Consider the following 17,328-nt stretch of genomic DNA (forward strand, 5'->3'; position numbering starts at 1 on the left):
ATGAAACGCCTTGTCCTTCCCCTGCTGCTGTTGACGGGCGCCTGCGCCGTGGCCCCGCGCAGCGCCGAGGAGCAGCAGAACGACGCCGCCCGCGCCGCCTGCCGCGTCGATGCCGAGCGGCAGATGCGCTACCGCGAGCGCGGCCAGACCATGCGGGTGGACGAAGCCGAGTCGCGCATGGGCAGCGGCGCCTATATCGGCAATCCGCTGGAGCGCAGCCAGATGGGCGCCCGCTTCGAGATGGAGCAGATGATCCAGGAATGCCTGCGCGGCGCCAATGCGCAGCAGCAGGCCGCCCCGGCCGCCGCCGTCGACACCCCGGCCACGCCGGCGCCGACGCCGGCCGCCACCCCGCCCGCGCGGAGCCGGCGAGGCCGCTGACCTGCCGCTCTTCCGGTCGCCCTTCGGCGCGCTGAGCCGCGCGCTGGCGACCCGGAACGCGCGGATCTTCTTCGGCGCCAGCCTGACCTCCTGGACCGGCCTCTGGATGCACCGCATCGCGGTCGCCTGGCTGGCCTGGGAGATGACCCACAGCGCGCTGTGGGTCGGGCTGGTCGCCTTCAGCGACCTGGCCCCCGCCGCAGTGATCAGCCCGATCGCCGGCGCGGTCGCCGACCGGGTCGACCGGCTGAAGCTGGCCACCTTCTCCCAGGCGGTGATCGGCATCGAGGCGGCGGTGGTCTCCACCCTCGTCGCCACCGACAATATCTCGATCGGCCTGCTGGTGGCGCTCGAGCTCTGCAGCGGCACGGCGGCCAGCTTCGCCCAGCCGGCACGGCAGACGCTGATGTCGGGCATCGTGCCGCGCGCCGACCTGCCCGCCGCCGTCGCCTGCAATTCGCTGGTCTTCAACGTGGCGCGCTTCATCGGCCCGGCGCTGGCCGGGCCGGTGATCGCGGTGTTCGGCGTGGCGCCGGCCATCGCCTGCAATGCGCTCGCCTATCTCAGCGCCGTGCTGACCATGCCGATGCTGCGCGTCGACCCGGCGCATCGGCGCGGCCATCCGGCGACCGCCAGCTTCCTGGGCGAGGTGCGCGAGGGCTTTCTGTACGTTGCCCGCCACCCTGGCCTTGGCCCGCTGCTGCTCTATGCCGCCAGCATCGGCGTGCTGCTGCGCTGCGTGCAGGAGCTGCTGCCGCCCTTCGTCGAGCGCAATTTCGGCCGCGGCGCCGAATCGCTGGCGCTGCTGACCGCCTGCTTCGGCATTGGCGCGCTGGTCACCGGGCTGTGGCTCGCCGCGCGCGGCCGCACGGCGGGGGCCACCCGCATCGCCATCCGCGCCGGCATGCTGCAGGCCATCGCCACCGCCGGCTTCGTCGCCACCGGCTGGTTCCCGATCGGCCTGATCTGCGCCGCGATGATCGGCGCCAGCGCCTCGCTGCACGGCATCTCGGTGCAGCAGCTGGCGCAGACCGCGGCCGACCCGGCGATGCGCGGCCGGGTGCTGGCGCTCTGGGGGATGATCACCCGGGCCTGCCCGGCGCTCGGCGCCCTGCTGCTCGGCGCCACCGGCGAGGTCTTCGGCCTGCGCTGGCCGACGCTGGTCTTCTGCGCCCTGGCGCTGGCCATCTATGCCTGGGGCTATTCCCGGCAGGACAGGATCGAGGCGGTGCTCGAAGGCCCGCCTGACGACGGAGAGAACAGATGAGCCTGCAAGCTGCCATCATCGGCATGGGTCGCTGGGGCCGGATCCTGGTGGAAAGCATCCAGGGCCGCAACGAGGCGGGCCTCCGCTTCGTCGCCGGCAGCACCGGCACGCCGGACAAGGCGCGCGACTGGGCGGCCGCCCAGGGCATCCGGCTGCACGACAGCTACGAGGCGGCGCTGGCCGACCCCGCGGTGCAGGCCGTGGTGCTGGCCACCCCGCACAAGTTGCACGCGGCCCAGGTCGAGGCCGCTGCCGCCGCCGGCAAGCATGTCTTCGTGGAGAAGCCCTTCACCCTCGACAAGGCCAGCGCCGCCGCCGCCGTCGAGGCCTGCCGTAAGGCCGGCGTGGTGCTGGCGCTGGGTCATAACCGCCGCTTCCTGCCCGCGGTGGCCGAATTGAAGGCCATGCTGGCGGATGGCCGCATCGGCACGCTGCTGCATGTCGAGGGCCAGTTCAGCGGCCCGGGGGCGGCCGCCTACAAGCCCGGCATGTGGCGCGCCGACCGCTCGGAAAGCCCGCTTGGCGGCATGGGCGGCATGGGCATCCACATGATCGACATGATGGTGAACCTGGCCGGCCCGATTGCCGAGGTCACCGTCGCCAGCACCGCCCGCGTGCTGACCAATGGCCTCGACGACACCACCGCCATGCTCTGCCGCTTCGCCAGCGGCGCCACCGGCACTTTCGCGACGCTGGCCTATGCGCCGCGCTGCTGGCGCGTGGCGCTCTATGGCAGCGAGGGCTGGGCGGAGCTGACCGACCACGAGCACCTGGTCTATCGCCCGCGCGAGGGTGAGACGGTGGTGCGCGACTTCCCCAAGGTCGATATCGAGCGGGCCGAGCTGGAGGCCTTCGCCGCCGCGGTGGCCGGCGGCGCGGCCTATCCGCTGCCGCTCGACCAGGCGATCCACGGGGTCTCGGTCTTCGAGACGATGATCGTCTCGGCGGCCTCGGGCGGCAGCCACGCGGTTCCCTGAAGCGCCGGGACAGGTCGCGCTGCCACCGGGCCGTGTCACCGCCCGTCGTCACCCGGACATGGCCATCTGACAGAAAGAAGAAGGGGTCCAGGGGAATTCATTCCCCTGGCCTGCCCGCCTCTTCTCTTGGTCCCCACCTTGCGGCCTCTCCGGCCCAGCCTTAGAAGCGGCGGGCCTCGTGTCGCCAGCGTCATGCTGGCGGCCTCACCGCAGGGAGCGCGACGATGAGCAAGATCACCCGCCATGACAGCAACGCGGTTCTTTCCGGCGCTGTCGAGTATCATGGTTTCGTCTTCCTGGCGGGCATGACCGCCGACGACCTCTCGCAGGACGTCCTGGGCCAGACCAAGCAGGTCCTGGCCAAGATCGATGCCGCCCTGGAGGGTCATGGCACCGACAAGACCCGTCTGCTGCAGGCCCAGATCTGGCTGAAGGACATCCGGGATCGTGACGCCATGAACAAGCTGTGGTCGGCCTGGCTGCCGGAGGGCGGCGCCCCGGTGCGCGCCTGCGTGCAGGCCAACATGGCGGATCCGCGCCATCTGGTTGAGATCATGATCACCGCCTGCCGCTGATCTGGCTCGGCCGGGATTTTTCCGGCCTGGCTGATGAAGAATCGGCGCCCTGGAGGGAACTCCAGGGCGCCTTTTTTGTTATCAGTTTGAACGGTTTGAAGCCCTGTTGCGGATTTGCCGCAACACTGTGGCTTTCATTGCTGTTGCGCGCTCCCGTAGGATTTACTTCTTATTAAGGCGCGCTGCGCGGCAAGTGAATTCGCGAATCACGCCGCATTTCGAGCTGTAACATACCCAGTGGTTGCCCCGCCTCGCGCCGAATTGGTAGCCGGGGTGCATCGCGGCGAAAGTCGTGATGGGGGCAGTTGTTGGGGGTTTCATGCGAGGCAAGAGCACAGCGGTGGCATTCGCCGTTCTGTTGGGTGCGTTCTGCACGGGTCATGCGGCCGATGCCGCGACCAGTCGCAACGCCCGGGAGACGGTGAAGCAGCAGCCGCGGGCCGCCTCGACCCAGCACGCCACGGCGGCCAGCCGCAGCGCCAAGCCGACGGCCGCCAAGCCGCAGCAGGTCGCGCGCCGCGCCGGCGCCGCGGCGCCGAGCTTCGCCGGCATCTCCTGCGTTCCCTATGCCCGCTCGGTGACCGGCATGGAGATCAGCGGCAATGCCTATGCCTGGTGGGCCAATGCCGCCGGCGTTTATGCCCGCAGCCAGCGCCCGGAGCGCGGCTCGGTGCTCAGCTTCCGCTCCTCGGGCGGCATGCGCTCGGGCCATGTGGCCGTGGTCTCCCGCGTGCTCGGCCCGCGCGAGGTGCTGATCGACCATGCCAACTGGGAAGGCCCGGGCATCCGCAAGGGCACCGTGATGCGCGGCGTCTCGGTGATCGACGCCTCCGAGAACAACGACTGGACCTCGGTCCGCGTCCAGGTCGGCTACAGCGACGGCACCTATGGCCGCGCCTATCCGACCAACGGCTTCATCCACAACCGGGCGGTCGGCTCGATCCGCACCGCCTCGGCCAATGGCTTCGAGGAGGTCGCCGAGGCCCCGGTGGCCGCCCGCGCGCATGCCGAGCATCTGGCCGGCGCCCTGCAGAACATGGCGCGCGACGCCGCCCGCTAAGCCTGCCTTCCAAGCGACCATCCGGACCGGCCAGGGCGCCTTGCCCGCCGGTCCGGCCCCCCCTTCCGCCCGACGCGCCTGACGCGGGGCAGGGGGCCAGCCGATCGGGCTGGAGCATGGCTTTTCCGCCCGCTTCCGCACCGCGCCATCTTTCTTCCGTCGTGATCGCAGCGCATTCTCCGCCGCCGCCGGGTTGAAGGAGTTCTGCGCACCATGGCCGTCATCAAGCCGCATGCCGCGCATTGGGGCAGCTACGACACGGTGGTCGAGGATGGCCGCCTGACCGGCATCCGCCCCTTCGCCCGCGACCCCCATCCCGGCGCGCTGCTGGAGTCCGTGCCCGACGCGCTCTATTCGAAGGCCCGCATCGACCAGCCCTATATCCGCGCCGGCTGGCTGCGCGGCGAGCGCCGCGGCGCCGAGCGGGGCGACCGTGATTTCGTTCCCGTCTCCTGGGACCAGGCGGTGCGCCTCGCCGCCGAGGAAACCGCCCGGGTCCGCGCCGAATCCGGCCATCCCTCGATCATGGGCGGCTCCTATGGCTGGAGTTCGGCCGGGCGCTTCCACCATGCCAAGAGCCAGCTGCAGCGCTTCCTGGGCCTGGGCGGCGGCTACACCACCCAGGTGACCAACTATTCCTACGGCGCCGGCATGACGCTGATGCCGCATGTGCTGGGCACCAACGACGTCATCCAGGGGCCGGTGACCGACTGGTCCAGCATCCTGAAGCACACGAAGCTGATGCTCTGCATCGGCGGCCTGCCGCTGAAGAACGCGCTGGTCACCGCCGGCGGGGCGGGGGCGCATGAATATGTCCCCTGGCTGAAGCGGATCGCCGAGGCCGGGGTGCGCTTCGTCAATATTTCTCCGTTCCGTGGCGATGCGCCGGACTTCCTCGACGCCGAATGGGTGCCGATCCGCCCCAACACCGACACCGCGCTGATCCTGGCGATGATCCACACCCTGGTCGCCGAGGGGCTGGAGGATCGCGGCTTCCTCGCCACGCATTGCACCGGCTGGGACAAGCTGCGGCCCTATGTGATGGGCGAGACCGACGGCCAGCCGAAGACCGCCGACTGGGCTGCGGCCATCACCGAGGTGCCAGTGGAAAAGATCCGCGCCCTGGCCTTCGAGACGGCGCGGCTGCCGACCATGCTGACCGCCACCTGGTCGATCCAGCGCGCCGAGCATGGCGAGCAGCCCTGGTGGGCGCTGGTGGCACTCGCCGCGACTTTGGGCGGCATCGGCAAGCCGGGGCAGGGCGTCACCTTCGGCTATGGCTCGATGAACGGCATGGGCACGCCGCGGCGCGAGATCCCTTCGGTGTCGATGCCGGCCAGCCGCAATGCCGGCGGCCTGGCCATCCCCGTCGCGCGGGTGACCGAGCTGCTGGAGCGGCCGGGCGAGATCCTGCAGTACAACGGCCGCGACATCACCCTGCCGGATACCCGCATCATCTGGTGGGCCGGCGGCAACCCGTTCCACCACCACCAGGACCTCAACCGGCTGCTGCGCGCCTGGAACCGGGCGGAGACCATCATCGTCCAGGAGCCCTGGTGGACCGCCGCCGCGCGGCATGCCGACATCGTGCTGCCGGCGACGACGACGCTGGAGCGCAACGACATCGCCTCCTCCTCGCGCGACCGCTTCGTCCGCGCCATGCACCAGGCGGTGGCGCCGATCGGCCAGGCCCGCCATGACCACGACATGCTGGCCGACATGGCCGAGCATCTGGGCTTCCGCGACCGCTTCACCGAGCAGCGCGACGAGGCCGCCTGGCTGCGCCACCTGTATGAGCGCTGGCGCCAGGCCTGCCGCCATTTCGATTTCGCGCCGCCGAGCTTCGAGGAATTCTGGGAGACCGGCCATGTCGAGGTGCCGCCGCCCGACCGCGATTTCGTCCTGTTCGAGGATTTCGCCCGCGACCCGGCGAACCATCCGCTGAACACCCCCTCCGGCAAGGTCGAGCTGTTCTCCGAGACCATCGCCGGCTTCGGCTATGCGGAGATCGGCGGCCATCCGCGCTGGCAGCCGCCCACCGAGTTCCTCGGCGCGCCGCTGGCCGAACGCTTCCCGCTGCACCTGCTGTCCTACCAGCCGGCGACCCGGCTGCACGGCCAGCTCGACACCGGGCGGGTGGCGGCGGCGAGCAAGATCCAGGGCCGCGAGCCGCTGCTGATGCATCCCGAGGATGCCGCCGCCCGCGGCCTGACCGAGGGCGCCATCATCCGCGTCTTCAACGACCGTGGCGCCTGCCTGGCCGGGCTGCAGGTCTCGGCGGGCATCCGCCGCGGCGTCGTCGCCATGGCCACCGGCGCCTGGTGGGACCCGGAGCACCGCCCCGGCCGGCTCGACGTGCATGGCAATCCGAATGTGCTGACGCATGACTACGGCACCTCGCGCCTCGGCCAGGGCAGCGCGGCGCAATCCTGCCTGGTCGAGATCGAGGCTTTTTCCGACACCTTGCCGCCGGTGACCGTGCACGACGCGCCGCGCCCGGTGGCGGAGGCGCTGTCGTGACCGGCCGGCGCGCCCTGCTGGCCGGCGTCGCCGGCCTGCCCCTCCTGGCCCGTGCCGCGGCGGCGCAGATCGTCACGCTCGACATGCCGCCGCTGCGCTTCCCGGTGAAGCCGGATGACAGCCTGGCCCCCGGCTACCGGCGCGAGGTGCTGGTGCGCTGGGGCGACCGCGTCACCTTCGACGCGCGGCCCTGGGACCCGCGCCGGCCAAGCGCCGAGGCGGCCTCGACCCAGTTCGGCTGGGACGGGCGGATCTGCGGCCTGGTGCTGTCGCCGCCCGGCGCCGATGGCCTGGCGCGCGGCGTGCTGGCGGTGGCGCATCCCACCGTCGATCCCGCCATGGTCTATCCGGATGGCCGCGACCGGCCGGCGGTGTCGTCCCAGCTGCAGGGCGCCTCGCTGCTCAACATCGAGAAGCAGGGGGCGCGCTGGGTCGTCGTCGATGGCGGCTACCAGTCGCGCCGGCTGGCCGGCGACACGCTCTGCCGCCTGACCGGCCCGGCGTCGGAGGCGGTCGGCACCGCCATCCAGGGGCTGCTCGGCCTCTCCGGTGGCTGCGCCACGCCCTGGGGCACGCTGCTGCTGGCCGAGGACGACCCGGCCCCCTGGGTCGCGCGCCTCTCGCGCCTCGACCCGCGCTTCGCCGACGGCACCCGCTTCGGCTGGGTGGCCGAGCTCGACGCGCTCGATCCGGCCGCGGTGCCGGCCAAGCGCACGGCGCTGGCCCGCTTCCCGCGCGGCGACGTGGCGGCGGCGCTGACCCGCGACGGCCGCGCCGTGGTCTATCTGTCGGACCACCGCGCCTTCGGTTTTCTGTTCCGGTTCGTCTCGGCGGGGCCGGCCTCCGAGCCGGATGCGCTGGACCGCGGCACGCTCTCGGTCGCCCGCGCGACGCGCCAGGGCATCGCCTGGGAGGCGCTGCCGGCCGGCGCCGAGACGTCCCTGAACCCGATCGCCGCGGCGGGGCAGGCGGGGGCAATGGCCTTCGACCTGCCGGCGGGCCTGGCGATCGATCCGCGCTCCGGCCGGCTCTACCTCGCCTGCAAGGGCAATGCCGCCCGCCGCCCCGACCAGGTGGACGCGCTGAACCCGCGCGCCGGGTCGAATGCCGGGCAGGTGCTGGAATTCATCCCCGCCGGCGGCGACCATGGCGCGGCGACGGCGACGGCCTCGATCCTGCTGATGGGCGGCCAGCCGCGCCCCGGAGCCGGCGCCTGGCCGGACTCGCCGGCGACGCTGGCGGTGGATGCCGCCGGGCGGCTTTGGATCGGCACCGACCATGACGGCCGCGTCGGCGCCCAGCCCGACATCCTCTACGGATGCGACACCGAGGGGCCGGGGCGCGGCTTCGCCCTGCCGCTCTACAGTGCGCCGCGCGGGGCGGCGATTGGCGGCGCGGCGATGTCGCCCGACGGGCTGGCGCTGTTCGCCCTGGTGCGCACGCCGGGCGCCGAGCCGGGCGCCAGCTTCGACCGCCCCGGCACCCGCTGGCCGGCCTTCGACCCGGCCATCCCGCCGCGCACCACCCTGGTCACCCTCTCGCGCGAGGGCGGCCAGCGCGTCGGTGGCTGACTCGCCCACGCAGTCGTCGTAGATTGTATAAAATGGCTTGGATGAAAGCATGACGGAGCAGCTGGGCGCGGTGCTGGACAACCCGGTGCCGGCTATCACCCTGGCGGAGGCCGAGGCGCTCGCCCGCGATGCCTTCGGCCTGGCGGGCACCGTCCGCCCGCTGACCGCCGAGCGTGACCGCAACTTCCTGCTGACCACCGGCGACGGGCGCGACTATGCCATGCGGGTGATCAACGCGGCGGAGGATCCGGCGGTCTCCGACTTCCAGAGCCGCGCGCTGATGCATGCCGCCGCCGCCGATCCTGCGCTGCCGGTGCCACGGCTGCACCCGCCGCTGGCGGGATCGTCGCCCGAGGCGGTGTGGCAGCCGGCCGATGGCGGCGCCCCCTGCCGCGTGCGGGTGCTCGACTACCTGCCCGGCCGGCCGCTCTACCAGACCGCGCCGGACCGCGCCCAGCGCACCGCCATCGGCCAGTGCCTGGCGCGGCTGGACGCGGCGCTGGCCGGCTTCCGCCATCCGGCGGAAAGCCATGTGCTGCTCTGGGATATCCAGCGCGCGCTGCAGCTGCGGGGCGCCGCGGCGCAGCTGCCCGACCCCGAGGATCGCGGCCTGGCGCTCGGCGTGCTCGACCGCTTCGAGCGGCATGCGTTGCCGGGGCTCGGCGACCTGCGGCCGCAGGTGATCCACAACGACTTCAACCCGCACAACATCCTGGCCGATGCGGTGGATGACCGGCGGATCACCGGCATCATCGATTTCGGCGACATGGTGCGGGCGCCGCTGGTGCAGGACCTGGCCACGGCGGCGGCCTATTCGCTGGCGCCCGAGGGCCATCCGCTGGAAGGCCCGGCCCAGCTGATCGCCGCCTTCGACGCCGCCTGCCCGCTCTGGGAGGAGGAGCTGGAGGTGCTGGCCGACCTGATCGCGACGCGCTGCGCGGTCTCGGTCGTCATCAGCGGCTGGCGCGCGCTGCGGCAGCCGGAGAATGCGGACTACATCCTGCGCAACTACCCCCGGAGCCTTTCGGGGCTGCGCCGCATGGGCGCCTTGCCGCGCCAGGATGCCCAGACATACCTGCGGGAGGCTCTCGGCCGATGACCATGATCAACGCCTATGATTCGCGCGCCACCAACGGCGTGGCGGAGCGCGAGCGCGCCCTGATCGCCCGGCGCGAGCGGCTGCTCGGCCCGGCCTACCGGCTGTTCTACGCCAACCCGGTGCATCTGGTGCGCGGCGAGGGGGTCTGGCTCTACGATCCCGACGGCAATCCCTATCTCGACGTCTACAACAACGTCGCCTCGGTCGGGCATTGCCACCCGCATGTGGTGGAAGCCCTGGCGCGCCAGGCCTCCCTCCTCAACACCCACACGCGCTATCTGAACGAGGGCATCCTCGACTACGCGGAAAAGCTGCTCGGCTATTTTCCGCCCGAGCTCAGCCACGTCATGTTCACCTGCACCGGCAGCGAGGCCAATGACCTGGCCTTCCGCGTCGCCCGCTCCTACACCGGCGGCACCGGCTTCATCGTGACGAAGCTGGCCTATCACGGCGTGACGGTGGCGATCTCCGAGATGTCGCCCTCGCTGGGCACCGGCATCACGCTGGGCGAGAACATCCGCACCGTGCCGGCGCCGGATGGCTATCGCGGCGGGCCGGGCGTGGCCGAGCGCTTCGCCGCCGATGTGCGCGCCGCCATCGCCGACCTGCAGGCCGCCGGCATCACGCCCGCGGCCCTGCTGGTTGACACCGCCTTCACCAGCGACGGCGTCTTCACCGACCCGGCCGGCTTCCTGGCCCCCGCCGTCGCGGCGATCCGCGAGGCCGGCGGGCTGTTCATCGCCGACGAGGTGCAGCCCGGCTTCGGCCGCACCGGCGACGCCATGTGGGGCTTCGCCCGGCACGGCCTGGTGCCGGACATGGTCACCATGGGCAAGCCGATGGGCAATGGCCACCCGATCGCCGCCATGGTGGCGAAGCCCGAGATCCTCGCCCGCTTCGGCGAGCGCACCCGCTATTTCAACACCTTCGGCGGCAACCCGGTGTCCTGCGCCGTCGGTCAGGCGGTGCTGGAGGTGATCGAGAATGAAGGGCTGGTGGAGAATGCGCGCAGCACCGGCGCCTATCTGATGCAGGGCATCCGCCGGCTGGCCGAGCGCTTCGCGGTGATCGGTGATGTGCGCGGCGCCGGGCTGATGGTCGGCGTCGAGCTGGTCGCCGACCGCGCCAGCAAGGCGCCCGCGACGGCCGCCACCGCCGCCCTGGTCAACGGGCTGCGCGAGCGGCGGGTGCTGATCAGCGCCTCCGGCCCGCATGCGAATGTGCTGAAGATCCGCCCGCCGCTGGTCTTCCGCCCCGAGCATGCTGACCATTTCCTGGCGGCGATGGAGGCGGTGCTGCCCGGCCTGCCGGCCGGCTGAGGGCTGGCGGGCGAGGGCAGGGTCGTTACGGCACCCTCACCAAAAAGTTTCCTGCTTTGTTCTTTTTTCGGGGCGGCTGTGGCGGGCCTGCGCTTGCGACCGTGTTCTTTTTCTGTTCCCATCCGCCCATGCCGAGCACCTCCTTTTCCCCGCCTGCGCCATTCTCCTGGACCCCGCCGCACACCCCTGCGGCGCCCCCCTCCTGGCGGATCGCCCCGCGGAACGGGCGGCGTCCCGGCTGGGCGCGGGCGGGCCTGGCCGGCCTGCCCGCGCTGCCCCCCATCCTCCGGTCGCGCGGCGCCGCGCAGGCGGCACTGCTGGCGCTGCCCTGGCGGCACTGGCACCGGGTCAGCCGGCAGGTGATGCTGGCGGTGGTGCTGGGGATGGGCGGCGGCTGGTTCGCCGGGCGGCTGGCGGTGCTCGTCGTCGGGGTGTGACGCGGCCGCTCGGCAGGCGGCGCGGCACCTCAGACGGAGAGATAGCGCGCCCTGAGCCCGGCATCCGCCATCACCGCGGCCATCGGGCCATGATGGCGGATATGGCCGGTCTCCAGCAGATAGGCGCGGTCGGCGATGCTGGCGGCGAAGCCGGGGTTCTGCTCGGAGAGCAGGATCGCCAGCCCCTCGGCCTTCAGGCCCAGCAGCGCCTCGGCCAGGCGGTCGACCACCACCGGTGCGAGGCCTTCCGAGGGCTCGTCCAGCAGCAGCAGCCGCGGCTGGCCCATCAACGTGCGGGCAATGGCCAGCATCTGCTGCTCGCCGCCGCTCATCCGCCCGCCGGGACGCTTCTTCATCGCGCCAAGGCTGGGGAAGAGGGCATAGAGGCGCTCGGCCGTCCAGGGCGCCTGGCCGGGCCGCGGCGGGCGGCGGCCGACCTCCAGATTCTCTTCCACCGTCAGCTCGGGGAAGATGCGCCGCTCCTCGGGGACATAGCCGAGGCCGAGGCGCGCCACCGCATGCGGGGCCAGGCCCGCCAGGTCGCGGCCTTCGAAGCGGACCTGGCCGCCGCTGGGCGGCAGCAGGCGCATGATGGCCTTCATCGTGGTGCTCTTGCCGGCGCCATTGCGGCCGAGCAGGCAGACCACCTCGCCGGCGGCGACGTCCAGGCTGATCCCGTGCAGGATATGGGCGCGCCCGTAATGCGCCTGCAGGCCGTCCACCGCCAGCATCAGCCCTGCTTCCCCAGATAGCTCTCGCGGACGCGCGGATCGGCGCGGACGGCGTCCGGCGCGCCCTCGGCGATCAGCCGGCCGCGATCCAGCACCATGACCCGGGCGGCATGGCCGAAGACGACATCCATGTCGTGCTCGGTGAACAGCACGGCGATGTTCTCGGCACGGGCGATGGTGGCGGTCTGCGCCATCAGGGCGAGGCGGGATTCGGGCGCCATGCCGGCGGTGGGCTCGTCCATCAGCAGCAGGCGCGGGCGGTTGGCCAGCGCCATCGCCAGCTCCACCCGCTTCAGGTCGCCATAGGCCAGCACGGCGCAGGGCCGCGCCGCCTGCGCCGCCATGCCGACGCGCTCGAGCAGGGCTTCCGCCTCCCGGGCGAAGAGGTCGCGGGAGGGGCGAAGGAAGGAGAACACCCGGCGATGGTGCGACAGCAGCGCCAGCCGCACATTCTCGGCGACGCTCAGCGAGGCGAAGGTCGCGGTGATCTGGAAGGTTCGCCCCACCCCGCGCCGCCAGAGCTTGCGGGGGGGCAGGCCGGTTACATCCTCGCCCGACAAGCGGACCCGCCCGGCATCCGCGCGCACCTGGCCGTTCAGCAGGTTGAACAGCGTGCTCTTGCCGGCGCCATTGGGGCCGATCAGCGCCAGCATCTCGCCGGGGGCGAGGGCGAGGGAGACGCCATCCACCGCCCGCACCCCGCCCCAGGCCTTGGTCAGTCCCTCGGCCTGCAGCACCAGAGGCGTCCCGGGCGCGCTCATGCGTCGCGCCGGCGGAAGGCACCGGCCAGGCCGCGCGGGAAGAACAGCACGAGCGCCAGGATCACCAGCCCCAGCACCAGCCGCCAGTAATCGGTGGCGCGGGCCAGCTGCTCCTGCAGCCCGGCATAGGCGATGGCGCCGACGATTGGGCCCGTGAGCGTCTGCACGCCGCCCAGCAGCACCATCAGCAGCGCATCGACGCTGCGCGGAATGCCGAGGAAGGAGGGAAACACGCTGCCCTTGCCATAGGCGAAGAGCGCCCCCGCCAGACCCGCCAGCGCCGCGCTGACCGCGAAGGCGATCCAGCGGAGCAGAAAGCCGTCGAGCCCGATGGCCTCGGCGCGCAGCGGCGAATCGCGTTGCGCCCGCAGCGCCAGGCCGAAGGGGGCGCGGATGATCCGGCGCAGCAGCAGCACGCCGGCCGCCGACAACGCCAGCGTCAGGGAGAAGAAGACCAGCCGCCCGCGCGCCCAATCGCTCGGCCAGACGCCGAGGATGCCGTTGTCGCCGCCGGTCACCTCGACCCATTGGAAAGAAACGCTCCAGGCGATCTGGGCAAAGGCCAGGGTCAGCATGGCGGCATAGACGCCCGACAGCCGCACGCAGAACCAGCCGAACAGCAGCCCGACCAGCCCGGCGGCGAAGGGGGCGGCGACCAGCCCGACCTCCATCGGCGCGGCCAGGTGCTTGAACAGCAGGGCGGCGGCATAGGCGCCGGCGCCGAAATAGGCGGCGTGGCCGAAGCTCGCCATCCCGCCCGGGCCCATGATCAGGTGCAGGCTGGCGGCGAAGAGGACCAGGACAGCGAAATCGGCCAGCAGGATCAGCGGATAGTCGCCGAGGAAAGGCGCCACCCCCAGCAATACCAGGCCAGCGGCGATGGCGGCCCATCGCAGCGCCGGCGGCAGCGGTCCCGGCAGCGGCGGGGCAGGGGCGGCGACCGGGGCGGTGGCCGCCCCGCGCCCCAGCAGCCCCTGCGGCCGCAGCACCAGCACCACCGCCATCACCAGGAAGACCAGCACCAGGGTGATGCGGGGAAACACCAGGATGCCGAAGGCATGCAGCTCGCCGATGATCAGCGCGGCCAGCGCAGCACCACCGAGGCTGCCCAGGCCGCCGATGACGACGACGACGAAGGCCTCGACGATGACGGCCATGTCCATGTGCAGCGTCACCGCCTCGCGCGGGATCTGCAGCGCGCCGCCAAGGCCGGCCAGCCCGGCCCCCAGCGCGAAGACCCCGGTGAACAGCCGCTTCTGGTCGACGCCGAGGGCTGCCACCATCTCGCGGTCATGCGTTGCCGCGCGCAGCAGGATGCCGAAGCGGCTGCGGTGCAGCAGCAGCCAGAGCAGCCCCAACACCACCGGCCCGACCGCGATCAGGAACAGTTCGTACAAAGGAAAACGCGCGCCGAAGATTTCCGTGGCGCCCCGCAGCAGCGGCGCACGCGGCCCGAACTTGTCGTCCGGCCCCCAGAGCAGCAGCGCCAGGTCCTGCACCACCAGCACCAGGGCAAAGGTGGCCAGGAGCTGGAACAGCTCCGGCGCCGCGTAGAGCCGGCGCAGCACCGTCATCTCCACCAGCGCGCCGAGCGCCGCGACGGTCAGCGCCGCGGCCAGGATCGCGCCCCAGAACCCGAAAAAGCCACCGAGTTCGGCGAAGGGGCCATGCGCGGTCAGCGTCCAGGCAAGGAAGGCGCCCAGCATGTAGAGGCTGCCATGCGCGAAATTGACGATCCGGCTGACGCCGAAGATCACCGTCAGCCCCGCGGCCACCAGGAACAGCGAGGAAGCGCTGGCCAGCCCGTTCAGCCCCTGGACGACCAGCCCCTGCCAATCAAGCATGGGCGAGGGTCAGTCCTGGGGACGCCAGGCGCGCACCTCGGCCTCGCCGGGCAGGTAGTCGGCGCCGTCGGCATAGCGCCAGTCGACCATCTTGCCGCGACGGCCCTCCAGCTTGGTGCGGCCGACGAAGGCGCCGAGCGTCGATTGGTGGTCGGCGGCGCGGAAGGTCACCTCGCCGGTGCCATAGCCGGTGGGGAAGCGGATGCCGCGGAAGGCCTCCACCATCGCCTCGGTCTCGGTGGTCTTCGCCTTGCGCAGCATGGCGGCGATCGCCTGGACGGTGTCATAGCCGACGATCGAGCCGCAGCGCGGCAGCTCGTTGAACTTCTGGCGATAGGCGTCGCGCAGCCTGGTATGGACCTCGTTGTCCAGCTCGTCGCGCGGATAGCCGGTGACGATCCAGCCATCCGGGCATTCCTCGCCCAGCGGCTCCAGATATTCCGGCTCGCCCGACAGCATCGAGGCGACCACGCGGCCCTCGAACAGCCCGCGGGTATTGCCCTGGCGGACGAAGTTCAGCAGGTCGGTGCCGAAGGTGACGTTGAAGAGGCCCTCCGGCCGCAGCCGCTCCAGCGCCTGCACGGTGGCGCCGGCATCGATCCGCCCCAGCGCCGGGAACTGCTCGCCCACGAAGGTGACATCGGGGCGCTTCTTCGCCAGCAGCTCGCGGAACCACTTCACCGCCGACTGGCCGTATTCGTAGTTCGGCGCGACGGTGGCCCAGCGTTTCGCAGGAAGCTTCGCCGCCTCCTCGACCAGCATGGCAGCCTGCATGTAGGTGCTGGGCCGCAGCCGGAAGGTGTAGCGATTGCCCCGCGACCAGACCAGCGCATCGGTCAGCGGCTCGCTGGCGGCATAGAGCTTCTTGTTCTGGCGGGCGAAGTCGCCGAGCGCCAGGCCGACATTGGAAAGATAGCCGCCGGCTAGCAGCGCCACGCCCTCGGCATTGACCAGCTCGCCGGCCAGGCGGACGGCATCCTCGGGCTTGCCGGCATCGTCGCGGAAGACGGTCTCCAGCGGGCGGCCATCGATGCCGCCGGCGGCATTGACCTGCTCCTGCGCCAGCAGCCAGCCATTGCGGTAGGGGCCCAGGAAGGCCGGCTGCGCGGTGTAGGAATTGATCTCGCCGATGCGGATCGGGCCCGTCTGCGCCCGCAGCACCGCCGGGCGCGCCAGTGCCGCCACCGCCACACCCGCCATCAGGCCGCGCCGGCCCAGATCACCACGCATCGCTCAAACCCCTCGCCAGTCCGGCGGACCATCCGACAGAAAGAAAGGCAAGGAAAGGCTGGGGAACGGAATTCCCCCGCAAACCTGCAGGTTTGCGCCGATCTTTTTTACATCCGTGCTGCCGCGTCAGGATAGGGCGGCGAGACTACTGGCAGCGAGCCCTGAGCCACCGGATCAGCGCCCAGGCCAGCAACCCCAGGAGCACACTCCAAAAGATCACCAACAGGATGTCCGGCAGCCGGAGCGACTTGATGACCAGGATCAGGAAATGAACCGCTTCGAAAATTCCGCCGCCGCCTCTCATCCCAACCGGCTGGGCAGCGCCGCCAGGGCCTCGACCTCGGCATTGGCGAAGGCCAGCCGCAGATGGCGCTCCTGCCCGGGGCCGAAGAACGGGCCGGGCAGGGTCAGCAGGCCACGCTCGGCCGCCAGCGCCTCGGCCACCGCCAGCGCGTCGCCCCGTCCCGAGGGAATGCGCAGATAGGCGAAATAGGTGCCCAGCGCGTCGATCTGCCAGTCGGGGGCCGCCGCCAGGGCGGTGCGGAAGGCCTCGGCCCGCCCGGCCATGATCGCCCGGTTGCCGCGGCGCCACTCGGCCAGCGCTGGCACCGCCCAGGCCAGCGCCGCCTGCGCCGGCCGCGCGGCGCAGATCTGCATGGTGTCCAGCAGCTTCATCAGCTCGGCCCGGAAGGCGCCGCCGCCGAGGATCGCCCCGACCCGGTGCCCCGGGATGCAATAGGACTTGGCGAAGGAATAGAGCTGCACCAGCCCGTCGCCCCAGTCCGGATCGGCGAACAGGGCGTGCGGCGGCGTGGCGGCCTCGGGCAGGAAGTCGCGATAGGTCTCGTCCAGCACCAGCCAGATGCCGCGCTGCCGGCAGGTCTCGGCGATGGCGGCGATGACGGCGGGCGGATAGATCGCGCCGGTCGGGTTGTTCGGCGTCACCAGCACCACCGCCCGGACATTCGGCGTCAAGGCCGCCGCCAGCCGCTCGGGATCAGGAACGAAACCGTCCTCGGCGCGGGTCTCGAAGGGCAGGGCGGTGATGCCCAGCAGTTCCAGCGCCATGCGGTGGTTGAAGTACCAGGGGGTGGGCAGCAGCACCGCGTCGCCGCTGCCGGCCAGCACCGTCATCGCCATGGTGAAGGCCAGGTTGCAGCCGGCAGTGATCGCCACCTGGGCGGGCGAGAGGGTCGCGCCGTAGAAGCCGCTGGCATCGGCGGCGAAGGCCTCGCGCAGCGGCAGGTCGCCATCGATCGGGCCATAGCCGGCGCTGGCGCGCTGGCCGGCGGCCTCGGCCAGCCGGGCCAGCATCTCGGGATGCGGCGGATAGCCCGGCACCGCCTGGGTCAGGTCGAGCATCGGCCCGGCCTGCCCGGCATAGCGGGCGGCCCAGCCCCGGGCGGCGGGAATCGGCGGCGCAGAGGTCGCGCCGACGCGCGGCGACAGGCGAAGGCTTGGCATGCCACCCTCATGCCGCGCCGCTGGGGGAAAGCAAGTGCTTTCCGTTGCCGATCTTTCTCGCCCCTGTCGCCGAAGCGTCACAGGGCGGCGCT

At 71.8% G+C, this 17,328-nt stretch carries 15 protein-coding genes; 10 read left to right on the plus strand and 5 right to left on the minus strand.

The genetic code is table 11. The features are described 5' to 3' along the window. The 10 genes from WFI16_RS06075 (at window position 1) to WFI16_RS06120 (ending at window position 11,206) form a co-directional block, all read left to right on the plus strand. On the plus strand, window positions 1-381 hold the full coding sequence (locus tag WFI16_RS06075; RefSeq protein ID WP_419896891.1) for a hypothetical protein: 381 nt from the start codon (window positions 1-3) through the stop codon (window positions 379-381). Between the two features lies 1 nt (window position 382). Further along, on the plus strand, window positions 383-1,648 hold the full coding sequence (locus tag WFI16_RS06080; protein ID WP_419897153.1) for an MFS transporter: 1,266 nt from the start codon (window positions 383-385) through the stop codon (window positions 1,646-1,648). After that, window positions 1,645-2,625: a Gfo/Idh/MocA family protein gene (locus WFI16_RS06085; protein WP_419896892.1), complete on the plus strand. Its 981-nt coding sequence runs from the start codon at window positions 1,645-1,647 to the stop codon at window positions 2,623-2,625. The genes WFI16_RS06080 and WFI16_RS06085 overlap by 4 nt, the downstream gene beginning before the upstream one ends. A gap of 224 nt (window positions 2,626-2,849) precedes the next feature. Continuing rightward, window positions 2,850-3,200, plus strand: coding sequence for a RidA family protein (locus tag WFI16_RS06090; protein ID WP_076955897.1), 351 nt, complete (start codon window positions 2,850-2,852; stop codon window positions 3,198-3,200). A gap of 340 nt (window positions 3,201-3,540) precedes the next feature. Then, window positions 3,541-4,260: a CHAP domain-containing protein gene (locus WFI16_RS06095; protein ID WP_419896893.1), complete on the plus strand. Its 720-nt coding sequence runs from the start codon at window positions 3,541-3,543 to the stop codon at window positions 4,258-4,260. Between the two features lie 213 nt (window positions 4,261-4,473). Further along, window positions 4,474-6,780, plus strand: coding sequence for a molybdopterin-dependent oxidoreductase (locus WFI16_RS06100; RefSeq protein WP_419896894.1), 2,307 nt, complete (start codon window positions 4,474-4,476; stop codon window positions 6,778-6,780). Beyond that, window positions 6,777-8,351, plus strand: a complete 1,575-nt coding sequence (locus WFI16_RS06105) for a PhoX family protein (RefSeq protein ID WP_419896895.1) — start codon at window positions 6,777-6,779, stop codon at window positions 8,349-8,351. Before WFI16_RS06100 ends, WFI16_RS06105 begins: the two co-directional genes overlap by 4 nt. 49 nt (window positions 8,352-8,400) lie before the next feature. Then, a complete protein-coding gene (locus tag WFI16_RS06110) occupies window positions 8,401-9,450 on the plus strand; it encodes a phosphotransferase (RefSeq protein WP_419896896.1) in 1,050 nt (349 codons plus the stop codon). Then, a complete protein-coding gene (locus tag WFI16_RS06115; protein WP_419896897.1) occupies window positions 9,447-10,769 on the plus strand; it encodes an aspartate aminotransferase family protein in 1,323 nt (440 codons plus the stop codon). The genes WFI16_RS06110 and WFI16_RS06115 overlap by 4 nt, the downstream gene beginning before the upstream one ends. A 128-nt stretch (window positions 10,770-10,897) precedes the next feature. Next, window positions 10,898-11,206, plus strand: coding sequence for a hypothetical protein (locus WFI16_RS06120; protein WP_419896898.1), 309 nt, complete (start codon window positions 10,898-10,900; stop codon window positions 11,204-11,206). A 29-nt stretch (window positions 11,207-11,235) separates the two neighbouring features. On the opposite strand, the gene WFI16_RS06125 is transcribed toward WFI16_RS06120, so the two are convergent. The 5 genes from WFI16_RS06125 to WFI16_RS06145 form a co-directional block, all read right to left on the minus strand. Then, window positions 11,236-11,937 carry an ABC transporter ATP-binding protein gene (locus WFI16_RS06125; protein ID WP_419896899.1) on the minus strand — a complete coding sequence of 234 codons (702 nt, stop codon included), beginning with the start codon at window positions 11,935-11,937 and terminating at the stop codon, window positions 11,236-11,238. After that, window positions 11,937-12,698 (minus strand): ABC transporter ATP-binding protein, encoded by a 762-nt coding sequence (locus tag WFI16_RS06130; protein ID WP_419896900.1) that lies wholly within the window; start codon window positions 12,696-12,698, stop codon window positions 11,937-11,939. The genes WFI16_RS06125 and WFI16_RS06130 overlap by 1 nt, the downstream gene beginning before the upstream one ends. Then, window positions 12,695-14,542, minus strand: a complete 1,848-nt coding sequence (locus tag WFI16_RS06135) for an ABC transporter permease (RefSeq protein ID WP_419896901.1) — start codon at window positions 14,540-14,542, stop codon at window positions 12,695-12,697. Before WFI16_RS06135 ends, WFI16_RS06130 begins: the two co-directional genes overlap by 4 nt. A 9-nt stretch (window positions 14,543-14,551) precedes the next feature. Next, window positions 14,552-15,772, minus strand: coding sequence for an ABC transporter substrate-binding protein (locus WFI16_RS06140; RefSeq protein ID WP_419896902.1), 1,221 nt, complete (start codon window positions 15,770-15,772; stop codon window positions 14,552-14,554). A 300-nt stretch (window positions 15,773-16,072) separates the two neighbouring features. Further along, window positions 16,073-17,236: an aminotransferase gene (locus WFI16_RS06145; protein ID WP_419896903.1), complete on the minus strand. Its 1,164-nt coding sequence runs from the start codon at window positions 17,234-17,236 to the stop codon at window positions 16,073-16,075. Between the last annotated feature and the right edge of the window lie 92 nt (window positions 17,237-17,328).

This window comes from Roseomonas sp. USHLN139 (assembly GCF_037145735.1).
In the GTDB taxonomy this organism is placed as follows: Bacteria; Pseudomonadota; Alphaproteobacteria; order Acetobacterales; family Acetobacteraceae; genus Pseudoroseomonas.